Below are 24,310 nucleotides of genomic sequence, written 5' to 3' on the forward strand. Positions count from 1 at the left end.
AAGCCGCGCGGTGCATCTCTGCACTGCGCGGCTTTTTTAACCCCTGAAGGAGAAGTACCGGGGTCGGACCCTGAGGGTCCGACCCCAGCCTTTGCGCTGCGGGTTACTTCTTGGTGTAGGTATTGAGCCAGTCCAGCACCGTGTGATGCCACAGCAGCGAGTTCGCCGGTTTCAGCACCCAGTGGTTCTCGTCCGGGAAGACCAGCAGCTTGCTCGGGATGCCCTGGCGCTGCAGTGCCGTGAAGGTGCCCAGGCCTTGCGCGGTGGGGATGCGGAAATCCAGGTCGCCCTGGACCACCAGCATCGGCGTCTTCCAGTTCTTCACGAAGTTGACGGGATTGAACTGTTCGTGCTTGGCTGGCGCATCGTAGTACGGGCCGCCGTTTTCCCATTCCGTGAACCACAGTTCTTCCGTTGCGTAAGCCATGCCGCGGTTGTCGAACACGCCGTCGTGGTTGACCAGGCATTTGAAGCCGTCCGGCCAGTTACCGGCGATCCAGTTCATCATGTAGCCGCCATACGACGCGCCCAGCGCGCAGCTGCGTTCGCGGTCCAGCCACGGGAATTTTTTGGTGGCCGCTTCCAGGCCCTTCTGCAAGTCGACCAGCGGCTTGCCGCCCCAGTCGCCGCTGATGGAGTCCGTGAACTTCTGGCCATAGCCGGTCGAACCGTGGAAGTCGATGAAGACGGTGGCGTAGCCGGCGCCCGCATACACTTGCGGATTCCAGCGGTAGCTCCAGCTGTTGCCAAAGCTGCCTTGCGGGCCGCCGTGGACGAGGAAAGCGACCGGATACTTTTCGCCGGCCTTGGCATTCCATGGCTTCATCACGTGGCCGTAGACGGTTTCGCCATTCGCGCCCGCGAACGAGAACTGCTCATATTCGCCGAAGCGCACGTCGGCCAGGGCTGCCGCGTTCTGCTTCGTCAGCTGGACCATCGGCGCGTTTTCCGACTTGGCGTCGAGCTTGCGCGTGTACAGCTGCGCGCCCGAGGCCAGGTTGGCTTGCGCCAGCACGATGGTATTGCCGCGCACGTCGAAGTCGCCCACGGCGCCCTTGCCCGTCAGCGCAGCGACCTTGCCGCTGGCTGCGTCGATGTGGAACAGGCGGTGCTGGCCCACGTCATCGGCGGCGACGAGGAAAGCCTTGCTGTCAGGCGTCCAGCGGAAGTCGGCCACGGAACGGTCCCAGTCGTCGGCCACGGTGCGCTTCTTGCCGGTGGCGACATCCATCAGCACCAGATGAAAACGGTCCGCTTCGAAGCCCGGCTTGGTCATGGCGACATAGGCCAGGGTGCGGCCATCGGGCGACCAGGTAGCTTTCGCATCCCAGGCCGGATTGTCGGCCGTGAGATTGCGCGGCGCCTGGCCGCCAGCGGCAGGAATCGTGTAGACGTCGAAGTTGGTTGACCACGATTCCGTGCGGCCGGCCACGCGCACGGAGAAGGCCACCGTCTTGCCGTCCGGGCTGAAATGGTATTCGCCATTGTCGCCGAACGGTTTCGATGGGGCGTCGCCGTCCAGGGTGCCGCTCAGGCTCACGGGCGTGGCGCTGACCTTACCGGTGGCGTCGATCGGCGCCGAGTACAGCGCATTGCGGCGGCCATCGGCCCAGGTATCCCAGTGGCGCACGAACATCTGGTCGTAGACCATGCCGGTCGCCTTGTTTTTCGCTTTTTCATCGAGGCGCTTCTTCGTGCAGGCGATGTCCGCGCAATCGAGGAAGACGCCCATGCTGAAGGCCAGGCGGTCGCCCTGCGGCGACAAGCGATAGGTGTCGACATCCAGCGCCAGGTCGGTGACCTTGGCCGCTTCGCCGCCGGTCAGGGGCAGCTGCCACACTTGCGAGGAGCCGGAGCGGCCGGACAGGAAGTAGATGGCGTCGCCGTTCGGCGACCATTGCGGGTCGCTGGCGCTGGCATCGCCGCGCGTGAGCTGGCGCGGCGCCGCGTTCGGCGCGCGCAGGTCGATCATCCACAGCTGCGTGTTGCCGCGGTTCTTGTCCAGGTTGGTGGTGCGCACCGTGTAGACGACGCGCGTGGCGTCCGGCGACAGCACGGGGCTGCCCACACGTTCCATGGCCACCATGTCTTCCACGGTGAAACCGCGCGGCGCGGCCAGCGCAGGGATGGCTGCGGTGGTGGCCATGGCGGCACTGAATGCTCCCAAGAGCAGCAGACGTAAACTCATTCAAACTCCCGATTCTTATGACGACGTTATCGATATGGTATTGACGTGGCCGGCTGTACCGCCGGCAGCCCGACATCATAGCAATAAAGACGCGCTTGCTGCGGGAGTTGACCGCCGGTTAGCCGGCCGGCAGTGCCAGTTGGTCGAGCGCTACATGGCCCAGGAAGCCGCCCTGGCTGGCGGCCGGCAAGCCCGCCTCGATGGCGTGGGCAAAGCGTATGCCGGGGTCTTGTTCCAGCGCGGCCAGCAGGCGCGCCACGTGCGGATAATCGGCCAGGCTGGCCAGCTGCAGCGGTTCGGCCCAGCGCGCAGTAGCGGCCAGGTAAGCGTCGGCGATGGTCGGTGCCGTGTCCGAGGCCAGCCAGGCACGGCCAGCGAGCAGGCGCTCCAGGTGCGCCAGGCTTTTGTTGACCTTGTCGACGGCCATCTCGCGCCACACGGCTGCGCGCGCATCGTCCTGTGCCGCGCGCGATGCCTGGAAGGCCGGCATGAAGGCGGCGTGGAAGGTCGTGTGCAAAAAGGACAGCACGCTGTTCAGGCGATCGTATTGCGGCGTGCCTTGCGCAAAGCCCAGGCCTGTGTGCGGCGTGTGGGCGGCGATGTGCAGCAGAATCGCCATGCTTTCCAGCAGCGGCGCGCCCGCGTGCGTGAGCAGGGCCGGCGTCTGGCCCAGCGGATTGATGGCGAGAAAGGCCGGATGCTGCTTGCTGGCCGGGTCGCGCGCTTCCACGCGGGCCAGGCGATAGGGCAAGCCGCTCCATTCGAGGGCGGCGATGGCGGCAAACGAGCAGCCGAACGGCACGCTGTAGATCAGGGTGGTTTCCATGCTGGAGCTCCGGTGAGAGGAAAGAAGGGGAGTCTAATCGTGATGGTTACTATTTGGAAGAAGGCAGAATAATGTAGTATAGGTACATTTTTTATACCAGATGGGAAGCGAACCATGAAAGACAATGTCTCCGGCTGCGCCGTGGAAGAAGCCATGCGACTGCTGGGCGGGCGCTGGAGAGTGGTGCTGCTCAGCTATCTGATGGCGGGGCCGAAGCGCTTCAGCGAAATTCGCCGCGCCGTGCCGAATATCTCGCAGCGCATGCTGACCCTGGACTTGCGTGCGCTGGAAGAGGCGGGCTTGCTGACGCGCACGATCTACGCGGAAGTACCCGTGAAGGTCGAGTACCAACTGACGGACGAGGGGCTGCGCTTGCGCGAGCTGGTCGAGATGCTGCGAACCATTGGCTTGCGGCTGCGCGGACAGGCGGACGCGGGCGGGGCCTTTCTCGCACCCGATGCCGTGGATAATTCCCTATAGAAACAGCTGATTTGATGCAAAGTGCTAGACTGCCGGCCTTTGATCACTACTCTCGACACCCATGCGCCTGACTTCCTTCGCCCTGACCGCCGCCGCCCTGTTTGCCGCCTTGCCGGCCCAGGCGGCCACCATGCCGACGCTCGAACAAATCCACGCCGCCGTGCAGGCGGGCGTGGCCAAGACCCGGGCCAAAATGCAATCGACTGTGCCGGTACCGATCGCCGTCAAGGTCACCAGCTTGACCGGCTGCCAGGATTCGCAGGAAGTGCCGGGCGAAGTGGTGTGTCTGGTCGCCATGAGCGCCGGCATGCGCGATGCTTTCATGGTGCTGCCGCTGCGTAACGAGAACGGTAGCTGGGTGGGCGTCGAGCGCAAGGACGCCAAGTTCGCGGGACCGTCGCCGGCCGAGGCGCAAGCCATGATCCGAAGCTGGGCGAAGGAAGAAGTGGCGCGCAATCCGGAAGCGGCCAAGGATGTGCAGATGCAGGAAGCGCAGACGACCATGCAGGTCAAGGCCGTCAATGAGTGCGACGTCAAGCGCAAGACGGGCTATCTCGTATGCGATACGGAATTGAGCGTGCCGAGCCGTCCGGAAGGCATCAAGACGGAACTGACGTTCATGCTGGAAAATGGCAACTGGCGTTACGTGCCACGCTAAACGCCGCCCTGTTTGCCGCCGGGACAGTCACGCTGTTCCGGCATCGCTCCCGCCATTCCCCAGCGGCCACGCCGCCATCTGCAATCTTTGCAGATTCGCAAGGCAATTTCGCCAGTAAAAATTGCCCATTTAACTTAATAATTAAATATTAAAATTAATGTATCGGTGCAGACTGCCGCCGGCTTTCTGCCGTCCCGCATTTGCCCTTTCCCCCGTGCCTGCACGGGCTACAGCCAAGGATCCGACCATGCGACTCAATCTTCCCGTCAGTGATACCGAGATCAACCTGAGCGATACCGAGACCATCGTCTCGACTACCGACTTGCAAGGCAATATCACGTATGCGAACCCGTATTTCATCGCCGTCAGCGGCTACAGCGCGGAAGAATTGATCGGCGCGCCGCAAAACATCCTGCGCCATCCGGACATGCCGGTCGAAGCGTTCGCCGATTTCTGGGCCACCATCCGCTCGGGCCGCTCATGGAGCGGCATGGTGAAAAATCGTTGCAAGAATGGCGATTACTACTGGGTGCTGGCGAACGTGACGCCGGTGGTGGAAGACGGCGTGGCCGTCGGCTACATGTCAGTGCGCACCAAGCCCACGCGCCAGCAGGTGGCGCAGGCATCCGCCCTGTACGCGCGCATCAAGGCGGGGCAGGCCGATGGCATCGTCATCAGCCAGGGCGCTGCCGTGCGGACTGGCTGGCTGGCGCGGCTGGCGAGCTTGCGCGACCTGCCGCTGGGCAAGCGCATCGGCTGGAATTTGGGCTTGCTGAGCCTGGTATTGCTGCTGCAGCTGGCGTGGAATGCGGGGGCGTTGCCGGCCGGTGCGGGCGGCTGGCTGACGGGCCTGTCCGTGGTGGCCCTGTGCGCGACCTTGTATTTCTGGCACAGCTTGCACCGTGCCGTGCTGCAACCCTTGCAGCGGGCGCGCCAGGCCTGCGACGTGATGGCGGGCGGTGACCTGACGGGCGAGCTCGACACCACACGGCGCGACGAGATGGGGCAGTTGCTGCGCTCGCTGCGCCAGTTGCGCGTGAACCTGCATTCCATCGTTGGCGACGTCCGCGGCAATTTCTTGCGCATCAGCATGGCCAGCCAGGAAATCGCCGCCGGCAATATGGATTTGTCGGGCCGCACGGAAGCGCAGGCGTCGGCCCTGCAGCAAACGGCGTCGAGCATGGAGCAGCTGGCGGCCACGGTGCAGCAAAACAGCGGCAACGCCGTGCAGGCCAGCGACATGGCGGGCAAGGTCCACGGCCTGGCAGGGCGCGGCGGCGAGATCGTCGGCCAGATGGTCAACATGATGGCGGACATCGACGCTTCATCGAAGAAGATCGGCGACATCACGGGCATCATCGAAGGCATCGCCTTCCAGACGAATATCCTGGCCCTGAACGCGGCCGTGGAAGCGGCGCGCGCAGGCGACCAGGGGCGCGGCTTTGCCGTGGTGGCGGGCGAAGTGCGCAGCCTGGCCCACCGCAGCGCGGCGGCGGCCACGGAAATCAAGCAATTGATCACGGCGTCGCTGGCGCAGGTGCAGGCGGGCGCGAAGCTGGCGCAGCAGGCGGGCGCCAGCAGCGCCGAAATGCTGGGTGCCGTGCAGGGCGTGCATGGCATCATGGAAGAGATCGCCTCGGCTTCGCGCGAGCAAAGCCACGGCATCGGCCAGGTCAACATGGCCGTCACGCAGATGGATGAAGTGACGCAGCAGAACGCGGCGCTGGTCGAGGAATCGGCGGCCGCCTCGGCCTCGCTGCAAGACCAGACCTTGCAGCTGGAGCAGGCGATGGCCCTGTTCAAGCTGGAACGGCGGCGCGGCGGCCCGGCTACGCCCGTGCGGGCGCCGGAGCGCCGCGCCGCCACCGCGCTACAGCAGCCGCTCTGACAGGGCCTTGAAGGGAACCTTGGGGACGAGAAAGGCAAACGGCTTCGAGACGGGCGGCAACTGCCCCAGCAAGCCGCAGTCGGCGCGCAAGGCCGTCAGCGCTTGCACTTGATCCACATCAACGGGCAAGTCGATTTCGCCGAAGACCAGCTTGCCGTTGCGCGGCACGTGGGCAATGGCCGCATCCTGGCAAGCGAGGAAGGCGACGGCGTCGCGCCAGTTGCCGAACAGCGCTTGCCAGTCGGCATCGAGGGTATGCTCGGTTGCGATGTCCGCCTGCACGTCCAGCGATGGAGCGCTGCCGGCGCCGCCTGCAATGCTGCAGCGGGCTTGCGTGGGCGTGACTTCCAGCGTCATGCCGTCGGCCAGGTGGGTCGGCAGGATGTCGCTGAACAGCCGCGTGCCCAGTGCATGCGGCAAGCTGTCCATGATGTTTTTCAAAAAGTACACGCAGGGCACGGCCGGCGCGCCCGGAGGCGTGTGGTCCAGGTACAAGCGCCAGTTGCTTTGCAGGGGCGATGGCAGCAGCTTGCGCAGCGGACCCGGCAGGGCCGGACCGAAATGCCCATGACGGTAGGTCAGCACGGTAAATGGCGTCTTGCCGTCGCGCTGCCACAAGGTCGCGCCGGCGGGCAGCAGTTGCTGCGCGGCAGCGGCGTCGACCAGCCAGCTCACGTAGACGACGTCGCGCACGTCGCTGTGCAGGGTCAGGAAGGGCAGGCGCGACATGACGGCCTGGCGCAGGTTGGCGAAACGCGTGGAATTGGCGAGCGCGGCAAACAGGCGCCCCGGCCAGCCCGCGCGCGGATGTCGGTAAGTGTTGTCTTGCAAGGAAAAGCTTTCGGGTGGAATACGGAAAGGTTAATACGCTTACGCGGCAACGCCCGCCCACATCATCGCGAGCGGCAGCGATGTGTGGCCGAGACGCGCAGCTGTGCTGGAGCACAGCGAGCATCACAGGCCGCACAGCGCGCCGCGCAGCCGATGTGGGCGGGTGTCACCACTATTGCATGTGCCAGCCGTGGCTGACCACGATGGACTGGCCGCTCAAGGCGTTCGACGGGAACGCTGCCAGGAACACGGCCGTTTGCGCCACGTCCTGCGTCGTGGTGAATTCGCCGTCGATGGTGTCTTTCAGCATCACTTTCTTGATCACGTCTTCTTCGCTGATGTTGAGCTGGGCCGCCTGTTCGGGGATTTGCTTGTCGACCAGCGGCGTGCGCACGAAGCCGGGGCAGATGACGTTGGCGCGGATGCCGTCTTTCGCACCTTCCTTGGCCACCACCTTGGCCAGGCCCAGCAAGCCGTGCTTGGCAGCCACGTAGGCGCTCTTGAATGGCGAGCCTTCGTGCGAGTGCACGGAACCCATGTAGATGATGGCGCCGCCGCGGCCGGCCTTGATCATTTCGCGCATGCAGGCGCGCGTGGTGAGGAAGGCGCCGTCCATGTGAATGGCCAGCATCTTTTTCCATTGATCGAACGGGTAGTCGACGACGGGGCTGATGATCTGGATGCCCGCATTGCTGATCAGGATATCGATGCCGCCGAAGTGGGCCGCCGCATCCGCCACGCCCTTGTCGACTTGTTCTTCGCTGGAGACATCCATGGCGACGGCAAACGCCTGGCCGCCCGACTGCTTGATTTCCTCGGCCGTCTTGCTGGCCGCTTCCAGGGCCAGGTCGGCGATGACGACCTTGGCGCCTTGTTTCGCGTATTCGATGGCCATTTCCTTGCCGATACCACTGGCGGCGCCGGTAATCAGTGCGACTTTGTCTTTGAGTTGCATATTAATCCTTTGCATTGCGGGTTGGAGTGATCGTGGAAAACCTGACTGCGCCAGTATAGCGAGAAAACGGGCCGCGCATGCCCCGCGCACGGCTAAGGGGCTTGCTGCTTGTCAAGCCGCTTGTCAAGCATTTCCTGTAGCCGCCAGGCGCCGGGATTGGTGCCCGCCCAGGTGCGAAACGCGTGATTGAACGCGCTTTGTTCCTGGTAGCCGAGCAGGAAGGCGATGTCGACCAGCGACAAATCCGGCTCGCGCAGATAGTCGCGCGCCAGGCCGTACCTGGCCTGGTCCAGCAGGGCCTGGAAGCTGGTGCCCGCGTCGGCCAGCTTGCGCTGCAAGGTGCGCGGCGTGACAGCCAGGGCGGCGGCAACGGTGGCCAGCCGCGCCGAACCCTGGCGCAAACCCGCCACGATGGCCGCGTGCACTTGCGCGTCGATGGCGCCGCCGGTGTCCGTTTCAGCTTCGCGCAGCGCCAGCAATTGTTCCGCATGCTGGCACAGCACGGGGTACAGGCTGACGTCGGCATTCGGCACGGGCCAGTCCAGCAATTGCGCATCGAAGGTGGCCGTGTTGGCGGAGGCGTTGAAGGCGGGCAGGCTGCCCAGCACGCGTATGTATTCGTCGCGGTGCGCCGCGTGGCGCAGCAGGTCGCCGCCGCCATCGTGGCTGAACGCCAGTTGGGCCGGCGGCAGCGGCATGCCCGCCAGCCAGTCGCCGCAGACGCGGATGCCGGCAAAGACGCTGTCGACCAGGTGCCGGCTGGCGCCCGGATAATTGCTGGTCCAGCGGTAATGGGCGACGGCGCCATCGCGCTGCAGGGTCGAGCGGCCCAGGTCGTGCGCCAGCCGTTCATAGCGGGCCGTCTGTTCCAGCGCCTGGCCCACGTTGCTGCAACTGAGCAAAATCAAGCCATACGCGCTGTAGGTACCCATGCGCACGCGCTGCCCCACGTGCAGGCCGAAATGCGCATCGCCCGCAAGCTGCGCGCCCGCGTCGAGCAGGCGCACGTAGTCGCGCGCGGCGAGGCTGGGCGCGGACGCTTCCAGGCTGTGCGGCGCCACGCCGGCCGCCTGCGCCAGGCTGGCAGGCGCGATGCCGTGCGCGCTGGCCGCTTCGAGCAGCGGCTGCAGATAGGCGCCGGCGACCCGGCCGTCAGTACTTGTCATGATGGAACAATGCGATTGTCATGAAAAACCAATACCCTTCGTCTGTGGCGGCATATGCTATTGATCTAGCAAGAAAATCAGGCAAGAACAGTATAGCAAGCCGCCGTGGCGCGCAACTGGCCGAACACAGGGGATGTCGATGCAACGCTGGAATGGCTGGGGGGACGAGAGCATCACGTATGCGCTGAGCGAGGATGCGCTGGCTTTCTTGCGCGCGCGCCTGGGACCGGGCAGCGCCGTTGTCGACGCCACCTTCGACGATGCCTGTGCGCAAGTGCCCGCTTCGCGCCTGGCGCCGCATCCGCTGATCGACACCCAGCCTGCCACGCGCGTGCGCCATGCGCTCGGTCAAAGCCTGCCCGACTGGTTTAAATTACGCCATGGCCGCATCGGCGCCGTGCCCGATGGCGTGGCCTTTCCCGACAGCGCGCTGCAGGTGCGCCAGCTGCTCGCGTATGCGCGCCAAGCGTGCGTGGCCATCATTCCCCACGGCGGCGGCACCAGTGTGGCCGGGCATTTGACGGTGGCGGCGGGGCCGCGTCCCGTGCTGGCGCTCAGCCTGACCCGCCTGTGCGCGCTGGGCCACCTGGACCGCGAGGCGCAGCTGGCCACGTTCGGCGCGGGCGTGTACGGTCCCGACCTGGAAGCGCAGCTGCGCGCGCACGGCTATACATTGGGACACTACCCGCAGTCGTTTGAATATTCGACCCTGGGCGGCTGGATCGCCACGCGCTCGTCGGGCCAGCAATCCTTGCGCTATGGCCGCATCGAGCAGCTGTTCGCGGGCGGCGAAGTGGAAACGCCGGCCGGCACCCTGAGCATCCCCACGTTTCCCGCTTCGGCGGCCGGCATCGACCTGCGCGAAATGGTGCTCGGCTCCGAGGGCCGGCTGGGCATCGTGACGCAGGCGACGGTGCGCGTCTCGCCGTTGCCCCCTTATGAAGCATTCCACGCCGTGTTTTTCGCCGACTGGGGCCAGGCGCAGGAGGCCGTGCGGGCGCTGGCCCAGTCGCGCCTTCCGCTGTGCATGCTGCGCCTGTCGAATGCGCTGGAAACGCAAACCATGCTGACCCTGGCCGGGCACAAGAAACTGGTGGGGCTGCTGGAACGCTATTTGTCCCTGCGCGGCTGCGACGAAGGTAAATGCATGCTGATGGTGGGCGTCAGCGGAGAAGAAAAACCGGCGCGCGCGGCCCTGCGCGGCGCCCTGGCGCTGGCGCGGCGGCACAAGGGCGTGCACGTGGGACGCCACATGGGCGACAAGTGGAAGCAGGGGCGCTTTCGCAACGTCTACCTGCGCAACGGCGCCTGGGAACACGGCTATGTCATCGATACGGTGGAAACGGCCGTCGACTGGCCGCGCGTCACGGCGATGATGGCGGCGCTGGAGCAGGCGGGCGCCAATGCGCTGGCGCAGCATGGTGAGCAGGTGCACGCCTACACGCATTTGTCGCACGTGTATGCGCAGGGGGCCAGCGTCTACACCACGTATGTGTACCGGCTGGCGCCGACCTTTGAAGACAACATGGCGCGCTGGCGTACCTTGAAAGACGCGGCCAGCGCGGCCATCGTCGCCAACGGCGGCACCATCAGCCACCAGCATGGCGTGGGCACGGACCACGCGTCCTGGCTGGCGGCGGAAAAGGGCGAACTGGGCATCGCCGCCATGCGCGCGCTGCTGCGCCAGTTCGACCCGCAGGGCATGATGAACCCCGGCAAACTGCTGCCTGACGCCGGAGGCCCATCGTGAACAGGGGGGCGCTGCCTGGGATCCTGGCGCGCGAGTGGGATATCTTGATCGTCGGCGGCGGCATCACGGGCGCCGGCATCCTGCTGGAAGCGGCGCGGCGCGGCTTGAAGGCGCTGCTGGTGGAGCAGCGCGATTTCGCCTGGGGCACGTCGAGCCGCTCCTCGAAGCTGGTGCACGGCGGCTTGCGCTACCTGAAGCAGGGCCAGTTTGCGATGACGCGCGAGTCGGTGCATGAGCGGCAAGCCTTGCTGACGGATGCGGCGGGGCTGGTCGAACCGCAGGGTTTTGCCTTTGGCGACTACGCGGGCAGGAAGCCGGGGCGGCGCCAGTTCATGCTTGGCCTGGCCATCTATGACGTGATGGCGGGGCGGCGCGCGCGCCGCTATGTCGATGTGTCCGACTTTGCCATGCTGGCGCCGCACATCCGGCGCGACGGCCTGCAGGGCGGCATGCTGTACCAGGACGCCAAGACGGACGATGCGCGCCTGGTGCTGCGCGTGCTGCAGGAGGCGCGCCGCCATGGCGGCGTGGCCGTCAATTACCTGGGCGTGGCGTCGCTGCTGCATGACGACGGCAAGGTCGCCGGGGCCACGTTGAACGATGCGCTCGATGGCACGGTATCCACCGTGCGTGCGCGCCTGGTGATCAGCGCCACGGGCGCCTGGGCCGACGCCTTGCGCGGCCAGGTGGGAGAAAAGCCGAAACTGCGGCCCCTGCGCGGCAGTCATCTGCTGCTGCCCGCGTGGCGTTTGCCGCTGGCGCAAGCCGTCAGCCTGATGCATCCGCACGACGGCCGTCCCGTGTTTGCGTATCCGTGGGAGGGCGTGACCCTGGTGGGCACCACCGATGTCGACCATGGCGCCGGCCTGGACCTGGAGCCGGCCATCACGCGCGGCGAACTCGCATATCTGCTGGCCGCATTGCAGTGGCAGTTCCCGCAGCTGGCGCTGGGCGAAGGCGACGTGCTGGCCACGTTTGCCGGCGTGCGTCCCGTGATCGGCAGCGGCCAGCTTGACCCGTCGAAGGAAGCGCGCGAACATGCGCTATGGCTGGAAAACGGCTTGCTGACGGTAGCGGGCGGCAAGCTGACGACGTTCCGCGTGATCGCCCTCGACGCCTTGCGCCGCGCGGCCCCGCTGCTGCCGGGCTGGCAGGCGGATTTGCGCCCCTTGCCGATTTTTGACGCCACGCCATCCTTGTCGGGCAAGGCCCTGGCGCTCGATGGCGAACAGCGCGAACGCCTGCTGGGTCGTCATGGCGCGGCCGCGCAAGCCCTGTGCGATGCGGCGCAGGACGGCGAACTGGTGCCGATTCCCGGCACGCAGACCCTGTGGGCGCAGCTGCGCTGGGGCGCGCGCATGGAAGACGTGCAGCACCTGGACGACCTGCTGCTGCGGCGCACGCGCCTCGGTTTGCAGCTGGCAGGCGGTGCGCTTGCTATCATGCCCCGCTTGCGCGCCATCTGCCAGCATGAACTGGGCTGGGATGACGCGCGCTGGGAGGAAGAGCGGCAGCGTTACCTTGCCTTGTGGCGCCGCCATTACAGCGTGCCGCAAGGCGCATGAAGCAACGATAAAAACTATAAAAGAGGAGAACATCATCGAGACCACCCTGTTTGGCCAGCCCCTGGCGCTGGGCGACGCCCGCATCACCTACGACAGCCTGTCGCCGCTGGACTTGCGCCAGCCCGTGGACGTCCTGCTCGACGACCTGGGCGAAGACCTGCTGCAAATCACGTGCGCGAATGGCGACATCGTCGATGTGGGCTGGTATCCGGCCTGGCATGCGCAGGGGCGCCTGCGCGTGGTGGCCGTGCGGGGACAGGACTGGGAAGCGCCCGTGTTCAGCGCGCAGCCTGACAAGGATCCGCAGGCGCTGCTGCAAGCGTTGCGCGCCGCGCTGGCCAGCGTGGCATAAGCCATGGCTTCCCTGGCGGACGATGGTCCGTATATCCTCTCCATCGACAATGGCACGCAAAGCGTGCGCGCGCTGCTGTTCGACCGGGACGGCAAGCTGGCGGCCAAGGCGCAAGTGTTTCTGGAAGCGTACTATTCCGACCACCCCGGCTGGGCCGAGCATGACGCCGACGGCTACTGGCAAGCCGTGTGCGAAGCATGCCAGCAACTGTGGCGCGGCACGGACATCAATCGATCCTTGGTGGCCGGCGTGGCCGTGACCACGCAGCGCGGCACGGTCGTCAATGTGGATGAGGAGGGGCAGCCCTTGCGGCCCGCCATCACCTGGCTGGACCAGCGCAGCACGCGCGACATCCCACAACTGGCGCCATGGTGGCGCGCCGCCTTCCGCGCCACGCGCCTCGATGGCACGATCGCTTACTTCCGCCGCGAGGCCGAGATCAACTGGATCAGCGCGCACCAGCCCGACATCTGGCGCCGCACGCACAAATTCCTGCTGTTGTCGGGCTTCTTGAACCATCGCCTCTGCGGGCGCTACGTTGATTCGACCGGCTCGCAAGTGGCGTACATCCCGTTCGACTACAAGCGCCATGCGTGGGCCGGGCGCTTCGACTGGAAATGGCAGGCGCTGGCGATCAAGCGCTCCATGCTGCCCGAGCTGGTGACGCCGGGCACGCGCATGGGCGGCATCACGGCATCCGCCGCCGTGGCGACGGGCATCCCGGAAGGCACGCCCCTGCTGGCGGCGGCCGCCGACAAGGCGTGCGAGGTGCTGGGCGCCGGCTGCGTCGAGCCCCACGTGGCGTGCCTGAGCTACGGCACCACGGCCACCATCAACACCACCAACCGCAAGTACGTGGAAGTGACGCGCTTCATTCCGCCGTACCCGGCCGCCATGCCGGGCGCCTACAGCACGGAAGTGCAGATCTTCCGCGGCTACTGGATGGTCAACTGGTTCAAGGAGCAGTTCGGCGACCGCGAGCGGGCGGCCGCCGCCGAAGACGGCACGGGCCTGTCCGCCGAAGCGCTGTTCGACCGCCTGGTCGACGCCGTGCCGCCCGGGTCCATGGGCCTGATGCTGCAGCCGTACTGGAGTCCCGGCATCAAGGTGCCGGGCCCGGAAGCGAAGGGCGCCATGATCGGCTTTGGCGACGTGCACACGCGCGCGCACATCTACCGCGCCATCCTCGAAGGCCTCGCGTATGCGCTGCGCGAAGGCAAGGAGCGCATCGAGCAGCGCAGCGGCATCGCCATCACGGAGCTGCGCATCGCGGGCGGCGGTTCGCAAAGCGACTCTGCCATGCAGCTGACGGCCGACATCTTCGGCTTGCCGGCCGCGCGCGCCCACGTGTATGAAAGTTCGGGCCTGGGCGCGGCCATCGCCGCCGCCGTGGGCCTGGGCTGGCATGCGGACTTTCCCGCTGCCGTGCAGGCGATGACGCGCAAGGGCAAGGTATTCCAGCCGCATCCCGAGCACCGCAAGATCTACGAACAGCTGTACCGGCGCGTGTACCGCAAGATGTATGCGCGGCTGCAGCCCCTGTACCGCGAGATCGCCGACATCACAGGCTATCCGGAATAACTACGCATTAAATCGTATTGCGAATCATTCGCATTTAATATATGATGTGTTCCGCATTTCACTAAGGCAACTTATTCCGGTGACTGCAATGCGCCGCCGGCCATGCGCCGGCGGCGTGTCCGCGCGGGCAGAGTTCGCCGCAACGCTTCCTTCAACGCCGCCGCTTGATCGTGCACCGCCTTCCTCTGCCCCAGCATTTTTTCATTCCACAAGCATGAAGTAGCAAACCCAGGCAAGGATAGCGATGAAGAGCAGCAAAAATGGATTGACCCCGCTGGCCGCCGCGCTGGCGCTGGCATTGGGCGGCGCGCACGGCCATGCGTGGGCGGCGGCGATGGCCGACAAGGCAGACAAGGCTGACGCCGTGCAGATGCCCGCCATCAGCGTGTTTGGCGACGCCATCAGCGCCGGCACGGCCGGCCGTTCGTACATCAACAGCGCCGATATCGAACGCCAGCAGGCCGACAATGTCGCGTCCTTGCTCGACACCTTGCCTGGCGTGGACCTGGCCGGCACGGCACGTCCCAGCGGCCAGAGTCTCAATATCTGGGGCTTCAATAAAGTCCAGGACGTGAAAGTCATCCTCGACGGCGTGCCCAAGGGCTTTGAAAAATACCGCCAGGGTTCCATCTTCATCGAGCCGGAACTGATCAAGCAGATCGAGGTGAACAAGGGCGCGCATACGAGCTTGTACGGCAATGGCGGCTTCGGCGGCGTCATCACGGTCGAGACCAAGGACGCGCAAGACTTGCTGGAAGGCGGCGAGAAAGTGGGCGCCATGGTGAAGTACTCGCGTCATTCGAACAATGCGGAAAACGACGCCACCGTGGCCGTCTACGGCCGCACGGAAGATGGCCGCTTCGATGCGATGGCCTTCACCACGCAGCGCAAGTCCGACGATTTGCGCAAACCCGATGGCAAGCCATTCCGCTTTTCCGCCATCGACGCGCCATCGAGCCTGGCCAAGCTGAATATCCGTTTGACGCCGGAACAGCTCCTGACCCTGACGGCGATGAAGAGCGGCAGCACGGGCTGGGGCCCGTTCGCCGCCATGGGCGAGGACGTGCCCACGCCGACCGAGGCGGAGATCCGCAAGTACGGACTGGAAGAAGCGTGGCAGCGCAAGGCCGTATACCGCGACCAGGACGACGATACGTATTCCGTGAAGTGGCAGTACGCGCCGCAGGACAATCCATGGATCAAGCTGACGGCCAGCGCCGGCTATTCGCACACGGACCAGCATGACAAGCGCCTGCCGTCCGCTTCGCTGGGCTCCTACCTGGGATCCCTGGGCAACGAGAGCTGGGCCTCGTACGTGGACCGCATTGCGGAGGTGCGCAACGAAAGCGTGTTTACGACGGGTGCCATTTCGCACGTGCTGCTAACGGGCCTGCAATGGCACAAGAACGTGCGCGACACCCTGATGTACTACCCGTCGTCGACGGCGCTGAAGGATCCCAGCTACAACTACGGCTACTTCCAGCCCTACTACATGCCGGCCGGGCGCCAGGAAACCACGGGCCTGTATCTGCAGGATGCGATGACGTATGGCGACCTGACGGTGACGGCGGCGCTGCGCCACGACCGGGTCGTTTCCGAGGGCGTGCCGAACAAGGCGTCGCGCTACAACAGCCCGCTGGCGGCGGCTGGCCACGACTTCAGCGAAAAGGCGCACGAGGACTGGTCTCCCCGCCTGGGCCTGTTCTGGAAGGCGTCGGGCAGCATGGCGCTGTTCGGCGACTTGAGCCGCACCTGGCGCGCGCCGACGATCGACGAGATGTATTCGAACGAATACTATGTGTCGTCCAGGCTCGGTTCATCGACACCGGGCACCAGCCGCGACCTGGCCGTCGAGCGGGTGACGGCCGTGCGCACGGGCGTCATGCTGCACCGGCAGAACGTATTCATGGAGCGCGACGACGTGCAGCTGCGCCTGACGGCGTACCGTAACAAGGTCAGCGACAATATCGGCCCGCGCCTGGGCATCCTGATCGAAGGCTATGTGCCGGGATCGGGCAAGGTGCCGCCAGCCCTGTCGTCCTACCGCAATCTGGCCGGTTTCCACACGCAGGGCGTGGAAGTCGAGTCCTACTACAACTCGCCGCGCCTGTTTGCCAGCGCTTCGTTGTCGAAGCAGCGCGGCACGCGCACCGGTTCCCAGCGCGACCCGTGGGGCCAGGACGAACCCGTGTCGACCATCGCGCCGGATAAATTGATGGCGGGCCTGGGCTGGCGCATGCCCGACCTCGGGGCCAGCATCGGCTGGCAGGGCCGCTTCGTGGCGAAGCAGGAGCGCGTCCTGCCGGTGGGGAATGTCTACCGCCTGCCGCCATCGAAAGGCTATGCGCTGCACACCCTGTTCGCTTCGTGGCATGGCAGGCAGGGAGTGTGGCGCGGCACGGAAGTACGCTTGACGGTCGATAATGTCTTCAACCGCAACTACATGCCGTACCTGAGTGAAGCCGTGACGGGCGTGGGGCGCAATGCGAAACTGAGCGTGTCGAGGAAGTTCTAACGTAAGACGAGCGCCTTGACCGTTTCCCAGGCCGTGCTGCCAGACTGCGTGGCGCGCACCTGGTTGCGCCCCTCTTCCTTGGCCACGTACAGGGCGCGGTCGGCGGCGACGAACAGCACCTTGCGGTCGTCCAGCTGGTGCGGGTGGATGGTCGCCACGCCGATGCTGACGGTGATCCATGGCGAGGTGCCAGATCGGGGGTGCGGCAATTGCAGTGCCTCGATGTGCGCGCGGATGGCTTCGGCCAGGTGCAGGGCGCTTTCGGCATCCGTGTCGGCGAACAGCAGGACGAATTCCTCGCCGCCGTAGCGGGCCGCCAGGTCGCCCGGGCGGGCGGCGTGCGAGGCGATGGCTTGCGCCACCTGCTGCAGGCAGCTGTCGCCGGCCGGGTGGCCCAGGCTGTCGTTGTACAGCTTGAAGTGGTCGACGTCGAGCACCACCAGCGACAGGGCGCCGCCGCCGCGCACGGCGCGCTGCCATTCCTTTTCCAGGAAGCTGTCGAAATGCCGGCGGTTGGCGATTTTTGTCAGCGGATCGAGGTAGGCGGCGCGCTGCAAGGCGTCTTCCGACTGCTTGTGGTGCGTGATGTCGTGCAGCAGGCCGATATACAGGGGCTGGCGCAGATACATGGGCGTCAGGGTCAGGTCCATGCATAGTGTCTCGCCGTTACGGTGGCGGATCGCCACTTCGCGCGTGCCGTGGTTGTGCGCCTTCTCGGGATTGGCCGCGTACATGGCGAAGTAATCGAGGTATTCCTGCGTCACCAGGGGACTGAGCAGTTCGCCGATGGAGCGTCCGGCCAGTTCGTTTTCGCGGTAGCCCAGGTACTGGTCGCAAGCCGGGTTGGTGTACTGGATGCGGCCATCGGCTTCGATGATCAGCAAGCCCTCGGCCATGTTGTTGACGATGGTGCGCAGGCGCTCGGCCTGTTCCTGCTGGTTTTCATTGTTGCTGCGGATTTGCAGCTGGGCGCGCACGCGCGCGCACACTTCGGCCATGCGCAGCGGCTTGCTGATGTAGTCGACGGCGCCGCAGTCGAAGCCGGCCACCACGTCTTCCGTTTCCGTCTTGGCGCTCATGAAGATGACGGGAATGCGCTGCGTCAGCGGATGCTGCTTGAGGCGGCGGCACGTTTCGATGCCGTCCATGTCCGGCATCAGCACGTCGAGCAGGATCAGGTCCGGGTGGGCGCGCTGGGCGATCGCCAGCGCCCGCTCGCCGGACGTGGCGACATAGGTTTGATAACCCTGTTCGCTCATCAGCTTGCGCAGCAGCTCAAGGTTGGCCGGCGCATCATCGACAATCAAAATGGCGGCGTTGCGCCTCTGGGAATGCTCCACACTGCCTGGACTCATTGCTTCCGGCCTTCTCGATGTACTTTGCGATGCCAGCGTTTGCTGCACTTTAAGTGATGCTGACTGGGTTCAAATCGGATACAGCGGTCAAATCATACCGCTTTGCTAATTTTTTGGGTGGAAAAATCGATGGTGCACGAGGCGGTAAAGTATTATTATTTTAATATTTTTATGAATAAATACACGTAGTTGCCATCGTGAAGGCGGTTTTTAGCGGAAAAGATGCGTGCCCCTTGGCGCTGGGGGCAGCAGTGACACGCCCCGCGGCAGCGGGGCGTGAAGAGGCGAGTTACATTTTTGCGGCGATCAGTTTGCCCAGGATGGCGATGCCTTCGCGGATGCGTTCCGGCGGCACCGTCACGAATGACAGGCGCAAGGTGTGCGTTTCCGGCGTGTTCGCGTAGAACGGCGCGCCCGGCACGAAGGCGACCTTGTTGGCGATGGCTTCATCGAGCAGTGTCATCGCGTCGATGTGCTTCGGCAGGGTGACCCAGATGAACATGCCGCCTTCCGGTCTGGTCCACGTAACGCCGGCCGGGAAGTGCTCTTCCAGCGCCGACAGCATGGCCTGGCACTGGTTGCCGTACAGGCTGCGGATGCTGGGGATATGCCGCTCCAGGAAGCCATCCTTGATCACTTCATGCACGACCATCTGCGTCAGCTGCGACGTGTGCAGGTCGGCCGCCTGCTTGGCCAGTTCCAGGCGGCGCACCAGCGGCATCGGCGCCACCACGTAGCCGAGGCGGATGCCCGGCGTGAGCACCTTCGAGAACGAACCCATGTAGATCACGCCGTCCGGATTCATGTTGATCATCTTCGGATACGGCTCGCCGCTGTAGCTCAGGGCGCCGTACGGATCATCCTCGATCAGCGGCAGGCCGTGGCGGGCGCAGGTTTCCACCAGCTCCACGCGGCGCGCCACGGACAGGCTGCGGCCCGTCGGGTTCTGGAAGTTCGGCAGCGCGTACAGCAGGCGCGCGCCATCGGCGACGGGGTTGATCGACGACGGCACCAGGCCTTCGTCATCGGTGTCGACGGAAACGAATTCGGGACGGTAGACGGAAAACGCCTGCAGGGCGCCCAGGTAGCTGGGGGTTTCCACCAGAACCTTGCTGCCTTCGTCGATCAGCACCTTGCCCAGCAAGTCCAGCGCCTGCTGCGAGCCGGACGTCATCAGCACCTGTTCCGGCATGATGGTGCTGCCGTTGCTGGAGAGCGAGTCGGCGATCCACTGGCGCAGCGGCAGGTAGCCGTCGGTCGGGCCGTATTGCAGGGCCACTTTGCCATTGTTCGACAGGACCTTGTCGAAGGCGGTCTTCATTTCTTCCACGGGGAAGGTGGCGGGCGAGGGCAGGCCGCCGGCAAACGAGATGATCTCGGGACGCTGCGTGATCTTCAGGATTTCGCGGATGAACGAGCTTTGCAGCTGTTCCGCGCGTTCGGCAAAGCGCCATTGGATCGGATTCGGATTTTCAATTTTCATACGAGTCTCACAGAAGATGCCGAGCTGCGCCGGCTGGATTTGTTGGCCCGCTTGTGGCGGTGCGTGCGCAAGCGGCGCCGGATAGGCGTCGCCATGGTGCTGCGGTATTGTACGGCTTGCACGCTGCTCTGCCCATCCGCACGCGCAACGGCGTTGCAAATGGGCGTCAAGGCACTTTACTTCAGCTTGCGTCCTATGCCTACCACGGCGATCACGGCGCCGGCAAACAGCAGGCTTTCACCCGTCAAGGGCTCGTTCAGCAGCATGGCCGCGCCCACCAGGGTGAGGAAAGGCTGCAGCAGCTGCGTTTGTCCCACGCGCGCCACGCCGCCCAGCGCCATGCCCCGGTACCAGAAAAAGAAGGCGATAAACATGGAAAACACGGAAATGTAGGCAAAGCCCAGCCAGGCGGCGGCGCTGGCCTGCGCCATCAGCGCGCGCTGCGGCCAGGCGTTCCACAGTACCACGGGCAAGACAAAAGGCACGGCCAGCAGCAGGGCCCAGGAAATCACATGCTGGCCCGGCATCGCTTGCGCCAGGCGCCCCCCTTCGGCATAGCCGAGTGCAGCCAGCAGGACGGCGGCAAAGATCAGCCAGTCCGCCAGGTGGAAGCTGCCGCCGCCCTGGCGCAGCGCGAAGGCCACCACCAGCGCCGTGCCGAGCAGGGCCATCAGCCAGAAACCCGGCGATGGGCGTTCCTTGCCGCACAGCACGGCAAATACGGCCGTGGCCAGCGGCAAAATGCCCACCAGCACGGCGCCGTGCGAGGCGGGCAGGCTGCGCATGGCGATCGATGTCAGCCAGGGAAAGCCCAGCACGCAGCCCAGCGACACGAGCGCCAGCGGCAGCCACTGTTCGCGGCGCGGCATAGGCGCGCGCTGGTGCCATAGCCACAGGCCGGCCAGGGCGGCGGCCACCAGGGCGCGGCCCAGGGCGACAAAAGTCGGGTCGAGTTCGGCCACGGCCAGCCGCGTAAAGGGCAGGGTCAGGCTGAAGAGGGCGACGGCGATCAAGCCCAGCAACAGGCCTGTGCGGTCGGCGCCGAGGCGCGGGAGGGAACTGGGGGAGGTGGTGGCGTGCGATGGCATGGCTGTCCTGGTGCGGGTGGCGTGGAATAAAGACGGGCAGATGTGGATGAATGCGCCCGGTACTGCTATCCTAGGGCTCAATAGCAATACAGTACAAATACACTTTCACGCATAATTTCACATACTGTCATGGTCATATGAGCAATACACTTCCCTTGTTGTCGCGCGCGTCGGGCGAAACCCTGATCGACCAGATCACGCGCTCGCTGGCGGCGCGCATCGACGACAAGCTGCTGCGCGGCGGCGCGCGCATGCCCTCGATCCGCCAGTGCGCCGCCAGCCTGGATGTGTCGTGCGCCACGGTGGTGGCCTGCTACGACAAGCTGGTGGCGCGCGGTTACCTGGAATCGCGGCGCGGCGCCGGCTTTTTCGTGCGCGAGCGCTCGCCCCTGAATACGCCGGCGCCGCCCGCTGGCGCGCAGGACGCGGTGGCGCAGCCGATGGACGTGGTCTGGCTGATCCGTAACATGTTCCGCCAGACGCCGGCCATTCCCGCGCCCGGCACCGGCATGCTGCCCGCCGATTGGCTCGATGGCGACCTGGTGGCGCGCGCCTTGCGCGATGTCAGCCGCCAGCCCGGCAGTTTGCTGCTGGGCTACGGCACGCCGCAGGGTTTCCTGCCGCTGCGCCAGCAGTTGCAACTGAAACTGGCGGGACTGGAAATCGCCTGTCCGCCCGAGCAGATCGTCACCACGGTGGGCGTGATGCAGGCGCTGGACCTGGTGGCGCGCGAGTTCGCCCGCCCCGGCGACACCATTTTCGTCGACGATCCCGCGTACTGGCTGATGTTCGGCGCCTTTGCCGCCATGGGCATGAACGTCATCGGCATCCCGCGCCTGGGTGACGGCCCCGATATCGCCGTGCTGGCCGAGCTGGCGGCGCTGCACCGCCCCAAGCTGTACGTGATCAACTCGGTGCTGCACAACCCCAGTTCGACCTCGCTGTCGGCGGCCAAGGCGTTCCAGGTGCTGCGCCTGGCCGAACAGCACGATTTCCTCATCGTCGAGGATGACATCTATTGCGACATGCACCCGGGAGGCGCGGTGCAGCCGGCCACGCGCCTGGCCGCGCTGGACCAGCTGCGCCGCGTGATTTACCTGGGCGGCTTTTCCAAGAGCCTGTCGGCCAACCTGCGCGTGGGCTTCATCGCCACCTCAATGGAATGGGCGCAGCGCCTGGCCGACCGCAAGATGCTGGCAACGCTCACCACCAGCGACATCGGCGAACGCGTGGTGTACAAGATCCTTTCGCAGGGGCTGTACCGCAAGCATGCCGAGCGCCTGCGCGCGCGGCTCGACAAGGTGCGCGAGGGCACGTATCGCCGCGCCGAGCGGGCCGGCCTGCGCTTCGATCCGGCACCGGCCGGCATGTTCGTGTGGGCCGATGCGGGCTGCGACACGAATGTCCTGGCCGAGAAGGCGCTGGCCGAGGGGCTGGTGCTGGCGCCGGGCAGCCTGTTTTCGCCGCGCCAGCTGCCATCGACCCGCATGCGCCTGAACCTGGCCACGGTGCAGGACGAGCGCATCTGGGCGTTTTTCGCCCGCGCACTGGGCTAAAACAGCACATTTGCAGGGGGCTCTTGAAATCGCTTGTACCATCCCCAACTCCGTAGAATCCGTCCCATCCACAAGACTATGAGGTAAAAATGGCTGTCTCCGAAAAGCAAACCCTGGGTTTTCAGACCGAAGTGAAGCAAATGCTGCACCTGATGATCCATTCCCTGTACTCGAACAAGGAAATCTTCCTGCGCGAATTGATCTCGAACGCGTCCGACGCGGCCGACAAATTGCGCTTTGAAGCGATCGATAACGACGCCCTGTACGGCAACGATCACGAATTGAAGATCAAGGTCAGCTTCGACAAGGATGCGCGCACCATCACCATTTCCGACAACGGCATCGGCATGACCCGTGACGAGGCGATCTCGCACCTGGGCACCATCGCCAAGTCGGGCACCAAGGAATTCTTCGGCAAGCTGTCGGGCGACCAGCAGCAGGACGCGGCCCTGATCGGCCAGTTCGGCGTGGGCTTCTATTCGGGCTTCATCGTCGCCGACAAGATCACCGTCGAAACGCGCCGCGCCGGCGTTGACGCCTCCGAGGGCGTGCGCTGGGAGTCGGCCGGCGAAGGCGATTACAGCATCGAATCGATCGACAAGCCGTCGCGCGGCACGGACATCATCCTGCACCTGCGCGAAGGCGAGGACGAATTGCTGTCGAGCTGGAAGATCAAGTCCATCATCCGCAAATACTCGGACCATATCTCGCTGCCGATCGTGATGCAGAAGGAAGAATGGGACGACGAGAAAAAAGAAACCGTCCTGAAGGACGAATTCGAAACCGTCAACCAGGCCAGCGCCCTGTGGGCCCGCAACAAGGCCGACATCACGCCGGAACAGTACGACGAATTCTACAAGCACGTGTCGCACGACTTCCAGTCGCCGCTGACGCACACGCACAACCGCGTGGAAGGCCGCAGCGAATACACGCAGCTGCTGTACATTCCGGCCAAGGCGCCGTTCGACATGTGGGACCGCAACAAGCGCGGCGGCATCAAGCTGTACGTCAAGCGCGTCTTCATCATGGACGATGCCGAGCAGCTGATGCCGACCTACCTGCGCTTCGTGCGCGGGGTGATCGACTCGGCCGACCTGCCGCTGAACGTGTCGCGTGAAATCCTGCAGGAGTCGCGCGACGTCAAGGTGATCCGCGAAGGCTCGACCAAGCGCGTGCTGGGCATGCTGGAAGAACTGGCGAACGCCGACGAGCAGGACAAGAAGGACAAGTACGCCGTCTTCTGGAAGGAATTCGGCCAGGTGCTGAAGGAAGGCATCGGCGAAGACGCGGCCAACAAGGAACGCCTGGCCAAGCTGCTGCGCTTTGCGTCGACGGCTAACGACAGCGACGAGCAAATCACCTCGTTCGCCGACTACGTGGCGCGCATGAAGGAAGGCCAGGACAAGATTTACTACGTCACGGCCGACAACTACGCCGCCGCCAAGAACAGCCCGCACCTGGAAATCTTCCGCAAGAAGGGCGTCGAAGTGCTGCTGCTGACGGACCGCGTCGATGAATGGATGCTGTCGTTTATCCAGGACTTCGAAGGCAAGGAACTGGTCTCCGTCGCAAAAGGCGGCCTGGACCTGGGCGCGCTGGAAGACGAAGCGGAAAAGAAAGAGCACGAAGAAACGGAAACCTCGTACGCCGACCTGGTGGGCAAGATGAAGACCGTGTTGGCCGACAAGGCCAAGGACGTGCGCGTGACGTTCCGCCTGACCGATTCGCCAGCCTGCCTGGTGGCCGATGAAAACGAATTGTCGGGTAACCTGCTGCGCATGCTCAAAGCTGCTGGCCAGAGCGCGCCGGAATCGAAGCCGATTTTGGAAATCAACCCGAACCACCCGCTGGTGACGCGCTTGAAATACGAAGATGCCGAAGGCGGCAAGTTTGGCGACTGGGCCAACATCCTGTTCGACCAGGCCATGCTGGCCGAAGGCGGTTCGCTGGCCGACCCGGCCAGTTTCGTGAAACGCCTCAACGAATTGCTGCTCAATTCGGCGAAGTAAACGCCTGGCTGTCGACGTAAGCAAGCCGGCCCTTTCTGCGTGAAAGGGCCGGCTTTTTTTATGC

At 65.0% G+C, this 24,310-nt stretch carries 18 protein-coding genes; 10 read left to right on the forward strand and 8 right to left on the reverse strand.

Annotated features, from left to right (window positions below):
- Positions 1–103 precede the first annotated feature (103 nt).
- Together IGS58_RS22210 and IGS58_RS22215 are read right to left on the reverse strand one after the other, a co-directional pair.
- A complete protein-coding gene (locus tag IGS58_RS22210) occupies positions 104–2,188 on the reverse strand; it encodes a S9 family peptidase (protein ID WP_070253875.1) in 2,085 nt (694 codons plus the stop codon).
- A 118-nt stretch (positions 2,189–2,306) separates the two neighbouring features.
- Complete coding sequence (locus IGS58_RS22215) at positions 2,307–3,014, reverse strand: glutathione S-transferase family protein (RefSeq protein WP_230522712.1); 708 nt, start codon at positions 3,012–3,014, stop codon at positions 2,307–2,309.
- Positions 3,015–3,128: 114 nt separating this feature from the next.
- Here IGS58_RS22215 and IGS58_RS22220 point away from each other — a divergent pair, with 114 nt between their 5' ends.
- From IGS58_RS22220 to IGS58_RS22230, 3 genes are all read left to right on the forward strand, one after another.
- Positions 3,129–3,494 carry a winged helix-turn-helix transcriptional regulator gene (locus IGS58_RS22220; protein ID WP_034777962.1) on the forward strand — a complete coding sequence of 122 codons (366 nt, stop codon included), beginning with the start codon at positions 3,129–3,131 and terminating at the stop codon, positions 3,492–3,494.
- 61 nt (positions 3,495–3,555) lie between these two features.
- Positions 3,556–4,152 (forward strand): hypothetical protein, encoded by a 597-nt coding sequence (locus tag IGS58_RS22225; RefSeq protein ID WP_070253877.1) that lies wholly within the window; start codon positions 3,556–3,558, stop codon positions 4,150–4,152.
- 247 nt (positions 4,153–4,399) lie between these two features.
- The gene (locus IGS58_RS22230) at positions 4,400–6,040 is read left to right on the forward strand and encodes a methyl-accepting chemotaxis protein (RefSeq protein ID WP_115057447.1); all 1,641 of its coding nucleotides are present in this window, start codon (positions 4,400–4,402) and stop codon (positions 6,038–6,040) included.
- Here IGS58_RS22230 and IGS58_RS22235 read toward each other — a convergent pair.
- From IGS58_RS22235 to IGS58_RS22245, 3 genes are all read right to left on the reverse strand, one after another.
- Positions 6,023–6,871, reverse strand: coding sequence for a DUF2071 domain-containing protein (locus IGS58_RS22235; RefSeq protein ID WP_230522713.1), 849 nt, complete (start codon positions 6,869–6,871; stop codon positions 6,023–6,025). The two genes, IGS58_RS22230 and IGS58_RS22235, sit on opposite strands and share 18 nt — an antisense overlap.
- Before the next feature lie 172 nt (positions 6,872–7,043).
- Positions 7,044–7,826, reverse strand: coding sequence for a 3-hydroxybutyrate dehydrogenase (locus IGS58_RS22240; RefSeq protein WP_034777971.1), 783 nt, complete (start codon positions 7,824–7,826; stop codon positions 7,044–7,046).
- Between the two features lie 92 nt (positions 7,827–7,918).
- A complete protein-coding gene (locus tag IGS58_RS22245; RefSeq protein WP_230522714.1) occupies positions 7,919–8,992 on the reverse strand; it encodes an AraC family transcriptional regulator in 1,074 nt (357 codons plus the stop codon).
- A 139-nt stretch (positions 8,993–9,131) separates the two neighbouring features.
- Between IGS58_RS22245 and IGS58_RS22250 the strand changes: the two genes are divergently transcribed.
- From IGS58_RS22250 to IGS58_RS22270, 5 genes are all read left to right on the forward strand, one after another.
- The gene (locus tag IGS58_RS22250) at positions 9,132–10,742 is read left to right on the forward strand and encodes an FAD-binding oxidoreductase (RefSeq protein ID WP_230522715.1); all 1,611 of its coding nucleotides are present in this window, start codon (positions 9,132–9,134) and stop codon (positions 10,740–10,742) included.
- Positions 10,739–12,307: a glycerol-3-phosphate dehydrogenase/oxidase gene (locus tag IGS58_RS22255; protein ID WP_230522716.1), complete on the forward strand. Its 1,569-nt coding sequence runs from the start codon at positions 10,739–10,741 to the stop codon at positions 12,305–12,307. Before IGS58_RS22250 ends, IGS58_RS22255 begins: the two co-directional genes overlap by 4 nt.
- Complete coding sequence (locus IGS58_RS22260; RefSeq protein ID WP_230522717.1) at positions 12,264–12,659, forward strand: hypothetical protein; 396 nt, start codon at positions 12,264–12,266, stop codon at positions 12,657–12,659. The genes IGS58_RS22255 and IGS58_RS22260 overlap by 44 nt, the downstream gene beginning before the upstream one ends.
- A gap of 3 nt (positions 12,660–12,662) precedes the next feature.
- On the forward strand, positions 12,663–14,240 hold the full coding sequence (locus IGS58_RS22265; protein WP_230522718.1) for an FGGY-family carbohydrate kinase: 1,578 nt from the start codon (positions 12,663–12,665) through the stop codon (positions 14,238–14,240).
- A 244-nt stretch (positions 14,241–14,484) separates the two neighbouring features.
- Positions 14,485–16,755, forward strand: a complete 2,271-nt coding sequence (locus IGS58_RS22270; protein WP_230522719.1) for a TonB-dependent hemoglobin/transferrin/lactoferrin family receptor — start codon at positions 14,485–14,487, stop codon at positions 16,753–16,755.
- Here the strand turns inward: IGS58_RS22270 and IGS58_RS22275 are convergent.
- The 3 genes from IGS58_RS22275 to IGS58_RS22285 form a co-directional block, all read right to left on the reverse strand.
- Positions 16,752–18,110 (reverse strand): diguanylate cyclase domain-containing protein, encoded by a 1,359-nt coding sequence (locus tag IGS58_RS22275; protein ID WP_034777986.1) that lies wholly within the window; start codon positions 18,108–18,110, stop codon positions 16,752–16,754. The two genes, IGS58_RS22270 and IGS58_RS22275, sit on opposite strands and share 4 nt — an antisense overlap.
- Before the next feature lie 289 nt (positions 18,111–18,399).
- A complete protein-coding gene (locus IGS58_RS22280; protein WP_070257765.1) occupies positions 18,400–19,593 on the reverse strand; it encodes an aminotransferase-like domain-containing protein in 1,194 nt (397 codons plus the stop codon).
- Positions 19,594–19,769: 176 nt separating this feature from the next.
- Positions 19,770–20,681, reverse strand: a complete 912-nt coding sequence (locus tag IGS58_RS22285; protein ID WP_230522720.1) for a DMT family transporter — start codon at positions 20,679–20,681, stop codon at positions 19,770–19,772.
- 137 nt (positions 20,682–20,818) lie between these two features.
- Between IGS58_RS22285 and IGS58_RS22290 the strand changes: the two genes are divergently transcribed.
- Positions 20,819–22,237, forward strand: coding sequence for an aminotransferase-like domain-containing protein (locus IGS58_RS22290; protein ID WP_230522721.1), 1,419 nt, complete (start codon positions 20,819–20,821; stop codon positions 22,235–22,237).
- Positions 22,238–22,326: 89 nt separating this feature from the next.
- Positions 22,327–24,246, forward strand: a complete 1,920-nt coding sequence (gene htpG, locus IGS58_RS22295; RefSeq protein ID WP_070257762.1) for a molecular chaperone HtpG — start codon at positions 22,327–22,329, stop codon at positions 24,244–24,246.
- Positions 24,247–24,310: the final 64 nt, after the last annotated feature.

The organism is Janthinobacterium sp. EB271-G4-7A, from assembly GCF_020858075.1.
In the GTDB taxonomy this organism is placed as follows: domain Bacteria; phylum Pseudomonadota; class Gammaproteobacteria; order Burkholderiales; family Burkholderiaceae_D; genus Janthinobacterium; species Janthinobacterium lividum.